This window comes from Planococcus shenhongbingii (genome assembly GCF_030413635.1).
In the GTDB taxonomy this organism is placed as follows: domain Bacteria; phylum Bacillota; class Bacilli; order Bacillales_A; family Planococcaceae; genus Planococcus; species Planococcus shenhongbingii.
The window spans coordinates 2,508,675-2,523,268 of record NZ_CP129235.1 but is presented as its reverse complement, the minus strand read 5'-3'; the positions used below and the strand labels follow the sequence as shown (position 1 = coordinate 2,523,268).

General features: G+C 44.4%; 18 protein-coding genes. 16 read left to right on the top strand and 2 right to left on the bottom strand.

All coding sequences use genetic code 11. The features are described 5' to 3' along the window. Position 1: 1 nt before the first annotated feature. The 6 genes from mutL to QWY16_RS12510 all read left to right on the top strand — a co-directional run bounded on the left by mutL (position 2) and on the right by QWY16_RS12510 (position 6,102). Entirely contained in the window at positions 2 to 1,864 is a 1,863-nt protein-coding gene (mutL, locus tag QWY16_RS12535) for a DNA mismatch repair endonuclease MutL (RefSeq protein WP_300989559.1), read from the top strand. Positions 1,865 to 1,930: 66 nt separating this feature from the next. Next, positions 1,931 to 3,592, top strand: coding sequence for a glycerol-3-phosphate dehydrogenase/oxidase (locus tag QWY16_RS12530; protein WP_300989558.1), 1,662 nt, complete (start codon positions 1,931 to 1,933; stop codon positions 3,590 to 3,592). A gap of 5 nt (positions 3,593 to 3,597) precedes the next feature. Further along, entirely contained in the window at positions 3,598 to 4,509 is a 912-nt protein-coding gene (locus QWY16_RS12525) for an alpha/beta hydrolase (RefSeq protein ID WP_300993432.1), read from the top strand. Further along, positions 4,502 to 5,443: a tRNA (adenosine(37)-N6)-dimethylallyltransferase MiaA gene (gene miaA, locus QWY16_RS12520; protein ID WP_300989557.1), complete on the top strand. Its 942-nt coding sequence runs from the start codon at positions 4,502 to 4,504 to the stop codon at positions 5,441 to 5,443. Before QWY16_RS12525 ends, miaA begins: the two co-directional genes overlap by 8 nt. 25 nt (positions 5,444 to 5,468) lie before the next feature. Further along, on the top strand, positions 5,469 to 5,693 hold the full coding sequence (hfq, locus tag QWY16_RS12515) for an RNA chaperone Hfq (RefSeq protein ID WP_300981176.1): 225 nt from the start codon (positions 5,469 to 5,471) through the stop codon (positions 5,691 to 5,693). Positions 5,694 to 5,802: 109 nt separating this feature from the next. Next, a complete protein-coding gene (locus tag QWY16_RS12510) occupies positions 5,803 to 6,102 on the top strand; it encodes a rhodanese-like domain-containing protein (RefSeq protein ID WP_300989556.1) in 300 nt (99 codons plus the stop codon). Positions 6,103 to 6,147: 45 nt separating this feature from the next. Here the strand turns inward: QWY16_RS12510 and QWY16_RS12505 are convergent, their stop codons facing one another. Further along, a complete protein-coding gene (locus QWY16_RS12505; protein ID WP_300989555.1) occupies positions 6,148 to 6,756 on the bottom strand; it encodes a trimeric intracellular cation channel family protein in 609 nt (202 codons plus the stop codon). Between the two features lie 110 nt (positions 6,757 to 6,866). Between QWY16_RS12505 and QWY16_RS12500 the strand changes: the two genes are divergently transcribed. From QWY16_RS12500 to QWY16_RS12455, 10 genes are all read left to right on the top strand, one after another. Then, on the top strand, positions 6,867 to 8,099 hold the full coding sequence (locus tag QWY16_RS12500; RefSeq protein ID WP_300989554.1) for a methionine gamma-lyase family protein: 1,233 nt from the start codon (positions 6,867 to 6,869) through the stop codon (positions 8,097 to 8,099). 121 nt (positions 8,100 to 8,220) lie between these two features. After that, positions 8,221 to 8,604 (top strand): MerR family transcriptional regulator, encoded by a 384-nt coding sequence (locus QWY16_RS12495; RefSeq protein ID WP_300989553.1) that lies wholly within the window; start codon positions 8,221 to 8,223, stop codon positions 8,602 to 8,604. A 40-nt stretch (positions 8,605 to 8,644) separates the two neighbouring features. Continuing rightward, a complete protein-coding gene (gene glnA / locus QWY16_RS12490) occupies positions 8,645 to 9,979 on the top strand; it encodes a type I glutamate--ammonia ligase (RefSeq protein WP_300989552.1) in 1,335 nt (444 codons plus the stop codon). A gap of 479 nt (positions 9,980 to 10,458) precedes the next feature. Beyond that, positions 10,459 to 10,824, top strand: a complete 366-nt coding sequence (locus QWY16_RS12485; protein ID WP_300989551.1) for a YolD-like family protein — start codon at positions 10,459 to 10,461, stop codon at positions 10,822 to 10,824. Between the two features lie 145 nt (positions 10,825 to 10,969). Continuing rightward, complete coding sequence (locus QWY16_RS12480; RefSeq protein ID WP_300989550.1) at positions 10,970 to 11,416, top strand: DUF6376 family protein; 447 nt, start codon at positions 10,970 to 10,972, stop codon at positions 11,414 to 11,416. 167 nt (positions 11,417 to 11,583) lie between these two features. Continuing rightward, entirely contained in the window at positions 11,584 to 11,808 is a 225-nt protein-coding gene (locus QWY16_RS12475) for a hypothetical protein (protein ID WP_300989549.1), read from the top strand. 169 nt (positions 11,809 to 11,977) lie between these two features. After that, positions 11,978 to 12,181, top strand: coding sequence for a hypothetical protein (locus QWY16_RS12470; RefSeq protein WP_300989548.1), 204 nt, complete (start codon positions 11,978 to 11,980; stop codon positions 12,179 to 12,181). Positions 12,182 to 12,316: 135 nt separating this feature from the next. Continuing rightward, positions 12,317 to 12,742, top strand: a complete 426-nt coding sequence (locus QWY16_RS12465) for a hypothetical protein (RefSeq protein ID WP_300989547.1) — start codon at positions 12,317 to 12,319, stop codon at positions 12,740 to 12,742. Positions 12,743 to 12,789: 47 nt separating this feature from the next. After that, a complete protein-coding gene (locus tag QWY16_RS12460; RefSeq protein ID WP_300989546.1) occupies positions 12,790 to 12,984 on the top strand; it encodes a hypothetical protein in 195 nt (64 codons plus the stop codon). An 81-nt stretch (positions 12,985 to 13,065) separates the two neighbouring features. After that, entirely contained in the window at positions 13,066 to 13,797 is a 732-nt protein-coding gene (locus QWY16_RS12455; protein WP_300989545.1) for a class I SAM-dependent DNA methyltransferase, read from the top strand. A gap of 60 nt (positions 13,798 to 13,857) precedes the next feature. On the opposite strand, the gene lexA is transcribed toward QWY16_RS12455, so the two are convergent. After that, complete coding sequence (gene lexA / locus QWY16_RS12450; protein WP_300989544.1) at positions 13,858 to 14,478, bottom strand: transcriptional repressor LexA; 621 nt, start codon at positions 14,476 to 14,478, stop codon at positions 13,858 to 13,860. Positions 14,479 to 14,594: the final 116 nt, after the last annotated feature.

Here is a 14,594-nt window from a genome sequence, read left to right as displayed (position 1 = left end):
TATGGGAGTCATTCGATTGATGGATGAACCGTTATCCAATAAAATAGCTGCGGGTGAAGTGGTCGAACGTCCCACTTCCGTCGTCAAAGAATTAGTGGAAAACGCCATTGATGCGGGAAGCACTGCCATTGAAGTTTTGCTGATTGAAGCTGGTCTTACCTCTATCCAAATTGTCGATAATGGAGCCGGCATGGATACGGAGGATGCGTTATTGTCATTTTCGCGCCATGCGACAAGCAAGATTTCCAACGAGCACGATTTGTTCCGGATCCGGACACTCGGTTTCCGCGGAGAAGCCCTTGCCAGTATCGCTTCGGTTTCCAAAGTAACGCTCCACACCTCAAACGGGGAAAGCGGCACTTTTGTCCAACTGGAAGGGGGGCGCTTGATTGAGCACCGGGCGGGTTCGCTGCGAAAAGGCACTGATATCAAAATCGATCAATTGTTCTTCAATACCCCGGCACGGCTGAAGTATTTGAAAACATTGCAGACTGAGCTCGGCCATTCGATAGATTTAATGAACCGGCTTGCGCTGAGTTATCCGTCCATATCTTTCAAACTGGTCCATGACGGCAAAACGATTTTGCAGACATCCGGCAGCGGAGAAATCAAGCGTGTCATTTCGGACATCTACGGTGTCTCCATTGCCAAGAAAATGATTCCTTTTGAAGCGGAGTCGCATGACTATAAAGTATCGGGTTTCACTTCTCTTCCTGAAGTGACCCGTGCCAATAAAAACTATATATCATTATTTGTCAATGGGCGCTGGGTAAAGCATTATGCCATAGCTAACACCGTGCATAGGGCCTACCACACATTCCTGCCTCTTGAGCGGCAACCCATTACGATTCTGAATATTGAAGGCGATCCTTATTTAACGGATGTAAACGTCCATCCGGCCAAGCAGCAAATCCGGTTGAGCAAAGAAAAAGAATTGATGGAATTGATTCATGATACGATCCGACAGACCATCAGCTCAGCTGTGCGGGCGCCGATTATTGAAAAATCGAAAGCCCCAAAACAAGTGCCAAGCAGGCAGCTCGATATATGGAAAACTTCCTATACCGTGAAAGAACCTGTGGAACAGCAAACCGCTGGTTCTTTTGCGGAATCTTTACATGCACTTGAAAATCATCCAAGTATAGCCGGTGGCAATATTCATCCGGTTTTAAAAGAAGAACCGCAGTCCGTCGGCCAGTTCGAGGAGACAATAAAAGAAGAAATAATGCAAGAAACCGTGAATTTTTCAATTAATGAACCGCTGGAAGATGATAGTCCGCAATTTCCGGAGCTGGAAGTAGTAGGCCAGATTCACGGCACTTATATCGTGGCACAAAGCACCGACGGTTTTTATTTGATTGATCAGCATGCGGCACAGGAACGTATCAAATACGAATTCTTCCGGGAGAAAGTTGGGGAAATCGATGTCAGCGAACGTCAGGCGCTCTTATTGCCTCTGACTTTCCATTACAGCCGTGACGAAGCCATGCGCTTAAAAGACGCTCTCGGTGTATTGGCGGAAAGCGGTGTTTTCTTGGAAGAGTTTGGAGACACGTCGTTCATCGTACGTGAGCACCCCACTTGGTTCCCGGCAGGATTTGAACAGGAAATAGTCGAAGACTTGATTGAACAAGTGCTGAACGATCGCAAGATAGATGTGAAAAAGCTGCGAGAAGACGCAGCAATCATGATGAGTTGCAAACGTTCCATTAAGGCAAACCATTATTTGCAGAAACATGAAATGGAACGTTTATTGGCAGATTTAAAACAAGCGGAACAGCCGTTTACCTGTCCTCATGGACGCCCGGTCATCATTCATTTTAAAACTTATGATGTAGAGAAAATGTTTAAGCGCGTGATGTAACAAGGGAAAAAGATAAGCGTGAGGGAGCAAAAGTGGATTTTTTATCTGCAAAAAGGGGGAAGCGCAATGTTTTCAGCAAAACAGCGGGCGATGCAAACGAGCTTATTATCAGCCTGGAGTTTCGATTTGGTTGTGATAGGAGGCGGCATTACGGGAGCAGGGATCGCACTTGATGCGGTTTCACGCGGCATGTCTGTGGCATTGATCGAAATGCAGGATTTCGCTGCTGGCACTTCGAGCCGATCGACGAAACTCGTCCACGGCGGTTTACGTTATTTGAAGCAGTTTGAAGTGAAAATGGTTGCCGAAGTTGGCAAGGAACGCGAAATCGTTTATGAAAATGCTGTACATGTAACTGAACCTCAGCACATGTTGCTGCCGTTTCATAAAGGAGGCACGTTCGGTCCGTTGACGACTTCCCTCGGACTGCGGTTTTACGATTTTTTGGCAGGCGTTAAAAAAAACGAACGCCGCGTCATGCTTTCAGCAGCAGAAGTTCTCCAAAGAGAGCCTTTGGTTAAAAAGGAAGGCTTAAGAGGAGGCGGCTCTTATGTTGAGTACCGCACCGATGATGCGCGGCTGACGCTTGAGGTGTTGAAAAAAGCGGCGGAGCTGGGAGCAGTGTGCATCAACTACGTCCAGGCTTCAGGCTTTCTTTATCACGAAGGAAAAGTTTCAGGCGTTCAGGCCGTCGATATGGTGTCAGGCAAAACAATCCGGATCCAAGGAAAAAAAGTGGTCAATGCCACGGGCCCTTGGGTAGATGAAGTAAGAAGCTTCGATTCTGACGACAAGGAAAAGCAGCTGCGCTTGACCAAAGGCGTTCACATTGTGGTGGATCAAAGCAAATTCCCTCTTCGTCAAGCTGTTTATTTTGATGCGCGGGATCAGCGGATGATATTTGCGATTCCTCGGGATACCAAAACCTATATCGGCACAACCGATACCTTTTATGAAGAAGATCCAAGTGAGCCTTCAGCGACAAAAGAAGATGTAAATTATTTGATTCATGCAGTGGAATCGATGTTTCCAAGTGTTAACTTGTCTCCCGAAGATATTGAGTCGACATGGGCAGGGCTTCGGCCTCTTATTTTGGAAGAAGGAAAAGACCCTTCAGAAATATCGCGCAAAGATGAAATTTGGGAATCGGAAAATGGTTTGGTGTCGATTGCGGGAGGCAAACTTACCGGCTACCGGATCATGGCTGAGACGATTGTCGACCTAGTAGCGAAGCGCTTGAAAAAAGAAACAGGCAAGAAATATGGCAAAAGCGTTACGAAAAGTCTGCCTTTGTCTGGCGGTGATTTCGGAGGCTCCGAAAATTTCGCGAAATTTGTTCAGCAAGCGGCGAAGGCGTCTGAGCAATACGGCTTGACGCTCGAGCAAGGAAGAATGTTCGCCCAGTTTTTTGGCACCAACGCTTACCGGGTATTTAGCCATTTTCAGAAGCTTCCGGATGAGATCCAGGAAGGCATCCCTAAAACATTGGCTGCCGTGATTGACTATGCGGTTGAAGAAGAGATGGCTTTGACGCCGGCCGATTTCTTTATCAGAAGAACCGGGGATTTGTATTTCCATATCGATGACGTAGTGCGGTACCAGGAAGCGGTGCTTCACTATATGAGCCGCATATTGGTTTATAGCGAATCACAGCAAAATGAGTATCGCAGCGAGTTGCTGAAGGAATTAGATAAAGCTTCTAGATTCGGAAAGAGGGTGCTCTATTGAACAGAGTGAAGGATTTCATCCGGGCTTCGGACGGACATGAAGTATATTGCGAACTCTATGAACCGAAAGCGCCAATTGCCCATGTGCATATCATCCATGGCATGGCGGAGCATATTGCCCGGTACGAAGAATTTTCACGCTTTTTGGCTTCTAACGGTTTTGCGGTATCCGGGCATGACCAGCGAGGCCATGGCAAAACAGCGGAGCGCAATGGCACGCAAGGTTTTTTTGGAGAAGATAAGGGCTTTGATCGGGTAGTTGATGATGTTCATGAAGTTATTGGAGTGGTACAAAGTAAGATCGGCAAATTGCCGTTGATTTTATTCGGCCATAGCATGGGATCATTTGTTGCGAGGCGCTATATGCAATTATACGGTGACAGCATCAGCCGCGTCGTATTGTCCGGAAGCGGCGGCAACCCAGGGGCTGCCGGCAAGGCGGGTCTTGTGATGGCGTTGATGGCTTCAAAGAAAAAAGGCAAAAGCGAGCCAAGTGCGTTGCTGGGTAAATTGACATTCGGCAGTTTTATGAAACAGTTTAAAGGTGAGAAATCTGCCTTTGCCTGGCTAAGCCGGGATGTTTCTGAAGTGGCGAAGTATGAAGCGGATCCCATGTGCGGCTTTCCGACCACTAACCAGTTTTACGTAGACTTGTTCACCGGACTGGACTTGATCCATAAAAAAGGGGAAGTGGCAAAAATTCGCAAGGATTTGCCTGTGCTATTGATCAGCGGTTCAAATGATCCGGTAGGAGGCAATGGCCAAGGGATTTTTAAAGCTGCCAAGCAGTATGAAGATGCGGGAATGACTGATATAAAAGTCTATCTGGCAGAAGGTGCACGCCACGAGCTGCTCCATGAAATTGATAAGGATCAGCATTTTGAAACAATTTTAGAATGGATGTTAGCATATGATTGACGTATTAGCCATCGTTGGCCCGACTGCTTCAGGAAAAACGGCTTTAAGCCTGGAGCTCGCTTCGCGGTTGGACGGTGAAATCATCAACGGGGATTCGATGCAGGTTTACAAGGAAATGTCGATTGGTACGGCAAAAATCGAGCCGGCGGAAATGCGGGGTATTCCTCATCATCTTTTAGATATTAAAGAACCGGAAGAGCCGTTCTCGGTTGCGGAGTACCAGACACTGGTGCGGGAAAAAATCGCAGAAATCAGCTCCCGCGGCAAATTGCCGATCATTGTAGGAGGTTCCGGATTGTATGTGCAGGCTGTTTTATTCGACTACCGCTTTACAGAAGAGCAAGTAGATGAACAGTTGCGTGCGGAGTTGCATGCAGAACTGGAAGAATGCGGTCCGCTCCATATGCATGAAAAGCTGATGGCACTCGATCCGGAAGCGGATATTCATCCGAACAATACGCGCCGGGTCATCCGGGCGATTGAAATCATCAAAAGCGGCCATGAAAAAACCGACCGGAAGTTAGCGCTGTCGCCAATGTACAATGAAGTGATCATCGGACTTGATATGCAGCGGGAAATCCTTTATGACCGCATCAACCGGCGTGTCGACGATATGGTGGCACGGGGCTTGCTGGACGAAGTCCAACAGCTTCGGAAGCGGGGAATCCGGGATGTACAGTCGATTCAGGCGATCGGCTATAGAGAAATTTACGCTTATCTGGACGGGGAATTGGAATGGGCAGAAGCAATCAGTCTGCTCAAGCAAAATTCCCGGAAGTATGCCAAACGCCAATTTACTTATTTCAGAAATAAGCTGCCAATTTTCTGGATTGATGCATTAGCTGATCTGGAAAAAAACATTCAGAAAATAGAAGCGTTTATGCAGGAAAAAAACCGGCAGCGTCGAATTGGGATTATAGAAGAACAAATTTAGACTAGAGGTAATGAGGGGGATATTCATGAAGCCAGTAAATATTCAAGACGTTTATTTGAATCAGCTGCGTAAAAATAATATTTTTGTTACGGTCTTTTTACTGAATGGTTTCCAATTGAAAGGGACCATTAAATCTTATGATAACTTTACGGTGCTGGTTGAAACAGACGGCAAACAGCAATTGATCTACAAGCATGCAATCTCCACTTTCTCGCCTGCCAAGTCGGTACCAATTGAACACCAGGAATAATTGCATTGCCAGCAGGAGCTTGCTCCTGTTGGTTTTTTTATTTGACATCACGTCTTTTGCCGTATAATATTTTCAATTGAAAGCCATTTAAAGCAGGAGGCAATTAACCATGAAGTCCATTACAACCGACGATTTGCTTGAAATAGTAGAAACCGGACAAGAGATTCAGTTGATCGATGTCCGTGAATATGAAGAAGTGGCATATGGCATGGTGCCAGGCGCCAAACATATTCCGCTTGGCCAATTGCCGGAGCGCATCGCGGAATTGGAAAGCGCAGAACCCGTCCATGTGATTTGCAAAGCAGGAGGGCGCAGTGCGATGGCTTGCGACTTTTTGGAAGCGAACGGCATGGCAACAGTCAATGTCGAAGGCGGAATGATGAATTGGAACGGCGAAACCATCGCCTAATTGAAAAGGCTGGTCAACTTTCAAAGTTGACCGGCCTTTTTTAAGTTATGAAGCTGAATGAATATGGCGTGTCGGCAATTTCCATTTATATAGATAGGAGAGAATGCGCAATACGGTAATGCAAACGAAGAGTATATACAAGAGGAGATCTGAGCGAACCAGATCGAAACTGATAAGAATGCCGGCAATCGCTGCCCAAATCGCATATATTTCGGACCGTAAGACGAGCGGTTTCCGGCCGGCAAGCAAGTCACGGATTATGCCGCCACCGGAACCGGTCAATACGGCTGCCACAACTACTGCGTAAACCGGCAAGGCAAGATCCACGGCGTAAAGCGCACCTTGAATAGCAAAGGCAGACAAGCCGACCGCATCGAAAAAGTGGCCCCAACGGTTCCAAGGGCCTAACAGCTTATTGGGAAATAAAAATGCTAGTGTGATTGAAGCAAGTGCTAATTGAAAAAACAATTCCTGTTCCCACAGAGCCGATACGGGCACCCCGATTAATATATTACGGACAGCTCCTCCCCCGAAAGCTGTCACGATTCCGAGCAAATAAACTCCGAAAATATCATATTCTTCTTCCATTGCTATAATTGCGCCAGATACCGCAAAAGCGATGGTTCCGATAGAACTTAAAACCTCCCACGCCATTTTTCAGCACTCTCCTAATTTCTTCAACTGTATGAATTTTAGCAGAATTTGACGCAATTTCAAGTTTAATTGCATAATAAGTAAGTGAGTAAATTAGAATGGAGAATACCATGCAAACTATGATTAGACAAATTGAAGACATTATACAAAACGAATTGCGGAATGCCGATGACATCGCATTTTTCAACCAGCAGAAAGTGCTGAACGCCTTTCATAGCCAAAAAGTCAGTGACCACCATTTCAATCCGTCGACGGGCTATGGCTATGACGATGAAGGGCGAGATACACTGGAGCGGGTTTATGCAGAAGTTTTTAAAGCGGAAGCGGCTCTTGTACGGCCGCAGATCATTTCCGGAACACATGCCATCACGATTTCCTTATTTGGTGTTTTGCGGCCGGGGGATGAATTATTATATATTACCGGAAAGCCATATGACACTTTGGAATCCATTGTATCCGGTGGAGAAAAAGATACCGGTTCACTGAAAGACTTCGGCATCAGCTACCAGCATGTGCCTTTAACAGCGGCTCATCAAATCGATTGGCAGGCTATTGAGGAAACGGTTCATGCAAAAACGAAAGTCATTGCAATCCAGCGGTCCCGCGGGTACGATACACGGCCATCATTCACCGTAGATGAAATTGAAGAAATGGTTAGACGGATTCGTACGTTAAAGCCCGATGCCGTTATTTTTGTTGATAATTGCTACGGGGAATTTGTGGAAGAACGTGAACCGATTGAAGCTGGAGCCGATTTGATTGCCGGCTCGCTGATTAAAAATCCTGGCGGCGGCATGGCGAAAATCGGCGGGTATATCGCGGGGAAAAAAGATTTAGTGGAAAAATGCGGTTACCGCATGACTTCTCCGGGTATAGGAGGTGAGGCGGGGGCATCGTTGAACGCACTGCCGGATATGTACCAAGGATTTTTTATGGCTCCCCATATTGTATCTCAAGCATTGAAAGGAGCGATTTTCACTTCGGCCTTGCTTGAATCGGCCGGAATGGAAACGACGCCTCATTATGCAGATAAGCGGACCGATTTAATCCAGTCTGTGTCCTTTAAAACCGCTGAACAAATGATTGCGTTCTGTCAGACCATTCAAGCGAGCTCTCCAGTCAATGCGCAATTCAAACCGGAACCTGCTTATATGCCAGGATATGAAGATGATGTCATTATGGCTGCTGGAACATTTGTCCAAGGATCAAGTATTGAATTGACAGCGGATGGCCCGATCCGTCCACCCTATACGGCTTTTGTCCAAGGCGGATTAACCTATGAACATGTGAAAATCGCGGTCTTGAACTCAGTTGAAGCTTTAAAAAAAATGAATTTACTTTAAATCGATTCTCGCATCTTGAGATGCGGGGATTTTCTGTGTCAGGAAACCTAACGTGTTGTTGACAAATAAACTGACATGAGTTAAACTGAAAGAGTAGTAATAAGTGAAAAGGGTGAAAAAAATGACGAATCGGGTTCGCCGGACGATGCCGCTGCTTCCAATCAGCATTGTTATGCAGCTGACGGAACTAACAGCGCGCCAAATCCGTTACTATGAAGAGCATGAGTTAATCAGCCCTGCCCGTACAGAAGGCAACAAGCGGATGTTCTCATTGAATGACGTGGAGACCTTACTGGAGATCAAAGAATATTTAGACCAAGGACTCAATATGGCAGGCATCAAGAAAATCTTCGCGATGAAAGTGCAGCCTCAAACTGAGCAGGTCAAACCGCAAACCATCAGTGACGCTGAATTGCGTCGGATCATGCGGGAAGAATTCATGAGCCTAAAAGCGTATGACAGAGGCGGACATCGCCAAGCGGATTTATCCCGTTTCTTTCATTGAAACGGGTTACATAAACAATTCATAGGAGAGTGAAGAGAACATGGGGAAAATTACTAAAGAAGACATTAAACGATTAGTGAAAGAAGAAGAAGTAAACTTTATCCGTCTGCAATTCACCGATATCCTGGGAATCATTAAAAACGTTGAAATTCCAACATCTCAATTGGACAAAGCACTTGACAATAAAATGATGTTTGACGGTTCTTCCATAGATGGCTTTGTGCGCATCGAAGAATCGGATATGTACTTATTCCCGGATTTGGATACTTGGGTCGTATTCCCTTGGATCACCGGGAAAGGAAAAGTCGCCCGCTTGATCTGCGACATTTACCGTGCGGATGGCACTCCGTTTGAAGGAGACCCACGCAATAACTTAAAACGTGTCCTTAAAGAAATGGAAGAGTTAGGATTCACGCATTTCAACCTTGGGCCAGAACCGGAATTCTTCTTGTTCAAATTGGATGAGCGCGGTGAACCATCGCTTGAACTAAACGACAACGGCGGATATTTTGACTTGGCTCCAATGGACCTTGGGGAAAACTGCCGCCGCGACATCGTATTGGAATTGGAAGAAATGGGCTTTGAAATCGAAGCTTCCCACCACGAAGTGGCTCCAGGGCAGCATGAAATAGACTTTAAATATGCAGATGCGATCAAAGCTTGCGATGATATCCAAACATTCAAATTGGTCGTTAAGACCATTGCACGCAAACATGGACTTCATGCGACATTCATGCCGAAACCGTTATTCGGTGTCAGTGGTTCAGGTATGCACATGAACGTGTCCCTTTTCAAAGGCAATGAAAATGCATTCCTTGATGAAGACGGCGACATGAAATTGAGCGAAACGGCTTATCAATTCATGGCTGGAATTCTTGAACATGCAAAAGGTTTCACTGCTGTCACTAATCCGACAGTAAACTCATACAAACGATTGGTGCCTGGTTACGAAGCACCTTGCTACATCGCTTGGTCAGGCCAAAACCGCAGTCCTTTAGTGCGTATTCCGGCTTCGCGTGGATTGTCTACTCGCGTTGAAGTGCGTTCAGTCGATCCTTCGGCGAACCCTTACTTGGCAATGGCAGTATTGCTTGGTGCAGGCCTTGACGGCATCAAGAAAAAAATGACGCCGCCAAAAGCGGTAGACCGCAATATTTACGCAATGAACAGAAAAGAACGCGAAGCGGTGGGCATCGAGGATCTTCCGCCAACATTATATGCTGCACTTCAAGAACTTGAAAAAGACGAAGTCATGACCAAAGCACTTGGGGAACACATCCTTAACAACTTTGTAGAAGCGAAAGAAATTGAATGGGATATGTTCCGCATTGCTGTACACCCATGGGAACGCGAACAGTATCTGAAGATGTATTAATAAAAGGCAAAACCGCTGGAACCTTAGGGCTCCAGCGGTTTTTGTGTTGTGTTGAAAGAGGGCAATTGGTCAAGTTCAGAGATACGATCAATTATTGAACAAGGAAATTTAAAAACGCTCCATGTATTCATCCGCTTTTTCCATGGATTGTTCTTTCGTTTACTTAAAAAAGGGATAATAAATGTCAACGGTGATCTGGTAATGTGCATGACTCAAACGTTCACTGACATACTTCTTGTCGGTATGGAAATAATGAGTCGAATAGGAACCCGAATAGCTCTTTCAAACAAATTCCGGCATTACCGAAAAAAACCAGAGACCATCAAAAGAATGAAAGTGGTTTGATCAACAAACTGAAAATATGGAATCGAAAGCCCTCATCTTGGAAATAGGCCGAAGATTTATATTTTTCTTGTAATAAGAACTAATGTTCTGTATAATGTTATTCAACAAAGAGATATGACAGGAGGGCGAAGGTTATGGTACTACTAAATAGAGAGCTGAAGCAAGCAGGCAATCCAATAGGCAAAAGAAATATCAAATGGCAGGGATTAAAGATGTCCGAACATATGAAATTCTTAAGCGAATGGTATGCAGAAGATAAACAGGAAAAGAGACCGGAATTAGATAATGAGGCAAAACATTTAATCCAGGAGGAATTGACGAGTGCGCTAATACGCAAATGCCAAGTTCGGATGCAATTATGGAAAAACCATGACCTACATTACCATGTCGGGAGAATAGTGGAAATGGATCCCGAGACGAGAACAATCGTCTTCGACGAGCCTTTTGGAATGAAACGGTTGCCAATTGATGAAATTGTCAAGATCATGCCAGTTGACTAAATGATAAATCCCGCTGGAACCTTTAGGCTTCGGCGGTTTTTTAATTGCCTTGAAGAGCACAAAGCAAGGGGACCGATTTTTAGGAAGTTGTTTTCGTCCGTGCTATACTGATACCATCAATAAAGCATTACATGGAGGACAATCGATGAAGAAAACATATATGGTATTACTGATGATAAGCGGTATGTTGCTTAGCGGCTGTTCTGCTCTTGAAGGCGTCAGCAATACATTGAATTACGCAACTGAAGCATCGGAATATGCCAATGAGGCGAGTGCTTTTGCGAAAGAAGTGCCTGATTTGGCAAAACAGGCAGTCAACGACGAACAGGCGGCCCAAGAACTCGAAACACGGCTGGAAGAAATGAAAGCGACAATTGAGGAGTTCAATAAACTCGAGGCTCCTGAAATTGGTGCGGATCTCCATCAGCAAGTGGTCAATCAGAACAATCGGGCGATTGAAGGGATCGATTTATACTTAGAGAATATTGAAAATGGAAAACTGGATTCAGAGGTGCTGAAGAATACGGAAGCATTTAAATCTCTTCAGGAAATCACCAGCATTGTGGAGCAAATCAAACAGCTGGGGAACTAACGAAGAATTCCGGTCAAAGGCCGCCCGCATTCACCTGCTGGCGGTCTTTTCATAGGAAAAAGAAAGCAGTGGCTTTTTAACTGAATTCCTGTAAATGCTGTCTTTACATAAAATTTTAAAGGATTATGCATAGTTGCTGAAGAAATTTTAAAGGAGGAGGTGAGAGTGTGAAGAAATTCGTCATCCAGTACTTTTTGGAAAAAGGCCTTACTGTAGAAAGAACGGTAGAAGCAGAGTCGAGAGAAGATGTGGCCACTATGGCTCTTTCTGAAAGCATCGTCCAGTATGAAGACGTTTTTGGAGAACTGAATATTTTTAATAAAGCAGACGTTAAATTGGTGAAAGTTAAAGATTATACAGAACCGGTCACCACTTCTAGAAGAGGCGGTTAAGAAATATGCCAAAGAATTTTATGTTATTTGGGAAAGCTCTTGAATGGGAAAAGATTATTTTCCTGAAATAAGGGTATATATAAAATAGATAGCCTTTACCTCTATTTAATAATCCGTACTGAATTTTCTATGGCAATCGCTGCCAAGAGGATTTTGTGGGGGTGATTAAATGAAAAAGGTCCAAGGAGTAAAAAGTTTACTGAGGTACCTCGAAGCAGCGGATTATCCGATGACTGAAGAGCGGGTGCAAGAATACATGGCCCAACGGAAGATTCCGCATAACCAGTCTTATGGCGATACGATTTTTTTTGATTTAAGCCATATTGATTGGTGGATAGCAGAACAGCGGAAACTGGAGAACAAAAATAATTAAGTTTTAACAACACCCTGAAGCCGGGTCCTTTTCAAGAAAAGAATTCGGGTTCGGGGTATTGTCTTGCCTAAAAAATGTAACTTTTTTGAATAGCGGACGTCTTAATGACGAGGAAGAAAATTGGAGGAGCCCTGGATGAAGATACTTAAGGTTTTAATTGTACTGCTTATCGTATTATTCCTTGGAGCGATTGGTGTGTATTATTTCGGCACTAATATGGCTTCAGAAAAAATTGTAGACGAAGCAACTGAAAAACTGGACACTAGCGGGCAAATGGAAAATATACAGTCGCGTGTGGAAGATGATCCTGAATTGTCAGGTTATATCGAAGAAGCAAAGGCGGCTGACGAAAGTTCCCTGCCATTCAATTCAACCGGACAAGCAACACGGGTATTGATCCAAAAAGTCGGGCTGACGGAATTGAACAATATTAAAAGCGGTGTCGAAAACGGAACAATGTCTCATCAGGAAGCCATTCAAAAACTGGAACAGGACTTGACGGAAGAAGAGATGCTGGCATTGAAAGTCATCGCCTATAAAGAGATCTACGGAAAACAATAAACGCTATCTATGGTAAACTGAAGAAAGTATACAGAGGAGGTCAGTGAATGAAAACATTTCAAGTAGAATTCTATTTTGACCAAGGGAATACAATTGTCCTATCTGTACAGGCAACAGATAAAGAAGCTGCTTTAGGTAAAATTCCTTCAAACGGAACTTACGATGTAATAGATGAAGCAAGCGGAAAAATTTATCGTATCACCATTAATCTTGTCAAATATATCGTAGTCAACGCATCTTGATAAAACAAGCATCGCTCTCGCAGCGAATGCTTTTTTTATACCTGAAAATAAGGGATCTTTAAGACAAGGGGATGAAGAAAAGTGGAATTCAAAGGCGCTAGTGCGTATGATCAGAAAGATTTTCTAAATCAGTATCTACAAAGGAGAAGCCGGGAAGAAAGCCCGAATAATGCGATTGAAAAACCGGTGATCATGGAACTGCTGGGAGAGGTAGAAGGGAAAAGCATACTGGATCTGGGATGCGGAGACGGCAGCTTTGGGAAAGAGCTGCATACGGCTGGAGCAAAGAGTTATATGGGTGTAGAAGGTTCTGCGCAGATGGCAACAATGGCGAAAAATAACCTGAAAGGCACCAATAGCAGCATTCTCCAGGAAACGATGGAAACGTATGCGTTTTCTCCGAATGAATTTGATTTTGTGACTTCCCGCTTTGCCATTCATTATGTTGCCGATATAAAAGAGCTGTTTATAAAAGTGCATCAATCCTTGAAAGAAGATGGCAAGTTTGTCTTTAGCGTGCAGCACCCACTGACAACTTCTTCTTTTGTCAGCAAAAAAGAAGGCGAACGAAAAGGGAATTGGATTGTGGATGATTATTTTAACGCAGGCGAACGAAAAGAGCCGTGGATTGATAAAATCGTCGTAAAGCATCACCGGACCACTGAGCAATATTTTAGCTCTCTCATCGAGGCGGGCTTTAATGTGGTATCGCTGCGTGAAGGCGAACCGAAACGGGAAAATTTCAGGAATGAGGAAGAGTATCAGAGGCGCAAAAGAATTCCTATTATGCTTGCGTTTTCCTGTGAAAAATAAAAGTGGAAAGAGAGGTTCATTCATAGAAAAAACGCTGAGAAAAAATTCTCAGCGTTTTAATTAGAGGATTTGGCGGTAAACGCCAACCACTTTGCCTAAAATAGAGACTTGATCGACGATAATCGGATTCATCGAGGAATTCTCAGGCTGCAAGCGGAAATAATTATCTTCTTTGAAAAAACGTTTCACTGTTGCTTCGTCATCAGCGGTCATGGCAACCACAATATCTCCATTGTTAGCTGTCTGCTGCTGTCTGACTACCACGTAATCCCCGTTCAAAATACCGGCTTCAATCATACTTTCACCCATAATTTCAAGCATGAAAATATGGTCATCTTCGGTACCGTAGGATTGAGGAAGCGGAAAGTATTCTTCTACATTTTCAATGGCGGTAATCGGCAACCCTGCAGTAACTTTACCGATCAACGGAACATGCAACACCGGGTTTCTTTCAATTAACGCATCTTCGGTGCTTATAATTTCAATTGCTCTTGGTTTAGTTGGGTCACGGCGGATCAATCCTTTGCTTTCCAAACGGGCCAGATGGCCGTGGACAGTCGAACTGGAGGCCAGGCCAACTGCTTCTCCGATTTCACGAACAGAAGGCGGATAACCTTTAGCACGAACTTCATCTTTTATGAATGTCAAAATATCTTCTTGGCGTTTCGATACCTTTTTCAACAGTTTCACCTCTTTTTAGTTATTCAGTATGTTTTTCTACCCATAGTATACCAACTTGGGATATGAAATGCAAACATAGGTTCGAATTTCTTTGTTGACAAAAACACCTGTTCGCA

What these genes read in the sequence shown, in the direction of transcription:
- mutL (WP_300989559.1), top strand. Translation starts at nt 2, where the DNA reads ATGGGAGTCATTCGATTGATGGATGAACCGTTATCCAATAAAATAGCT.
- QWY16_RS12530 (WP_300989558.1), top strand. Translation starts at nt 1,931, where the DNA reads ATGTTTTCAGCAAAACAGCGGGCGATGCAAACGAGCTTATTATCAGCC.
- miaA (WP_300989557.1), top strand. Translation starts at nt 4,502, where the DNA reads ATGATTGACGTATTAGCCATCGTTGGCCCGACTGCTTCAGGAAAAACG.
- hfq (WP_300981176.1), top strand. Translation starts at nt 5,469, where the DNA reads ATGAAGCCAGTAAATATTCAAGACGTTTATTTGAATCAGCTGCGTAAA.
- QWY16_RS12510 (WP_300989556.1), top strand. Translation starts at nt 5,803, where the DNA reads ATGAAGTCCATTACAACCGACGATTTGCTTGAAATAGTAGAAACCGGA.
- QWY16_RS12505 (WP_300989555.1), bottom strand. Translation starts at nt 6,756, where the DNA reads ATGGCGTGGGAGGTTTTAAGTTCTATCGGAACCATCGCTTTTGCGGTA.
- QWY16_RS12500 (WP_300989554.1), top strand. Translation starts at nt 6,867, where the DNA reads ATGCAAACTATGATTAGACAAATTGAAGACATTATACAAAACGAATTG.
- QWY16_RS12495 (WP_300989553.1), top strand. Translation starts at nt 8,221, where the DNA reads ATGACGAATCGGGTTCGCCGGACGATGCCGCTGCTTCCAATCAGCATT.
- glnA (WP_300989552.1), top strand. Translation starts at nt 8,645, where the DNA reads ATGGGGAAAATTACTAAAGAAGACATTAAACGATTAGTGAAAGAAGAA.
- QWY16_RS12485 (WP_300989551.1), top strand. Translation starts at nt 10,459, where the DNA reads ATGGTACTACTAAATAGAGAGCTGAAGCAAGCAGGCAATCCAATAGGC.
- QWY16_RS12480 (WP_300989550.1), top strand. Translation starts at nt 10,970, where the DNA reads ATGAAGAAAACATATATGGTATTACTGATGATAAGCGGTATGTTGCTT.
- QWY16_RS12470 (WP_300989548.1), top strand. Translation starts at nt 11,978, where the DNA reads ATGAAAAAGGTCCAAGGAGTAAAAAGTTTACTGAGGTACCTCGAAGCA.
- QWY16_RS12465 (WP_300989547.1), top strand. Translation starts at nt 12,317, where the DNA reads ATGAAGATACTTAAGGTTTTAATTGTACTGCTTATCGTATTATTCCTT.
- QWY16_RS12460 (WP_300989546.1), top strand. Translation starts at nt 12,790, where the DNA reads ATGAAAACATTTCAAGTAGAATTCTATTTTGACCAAGGGAATACAATT.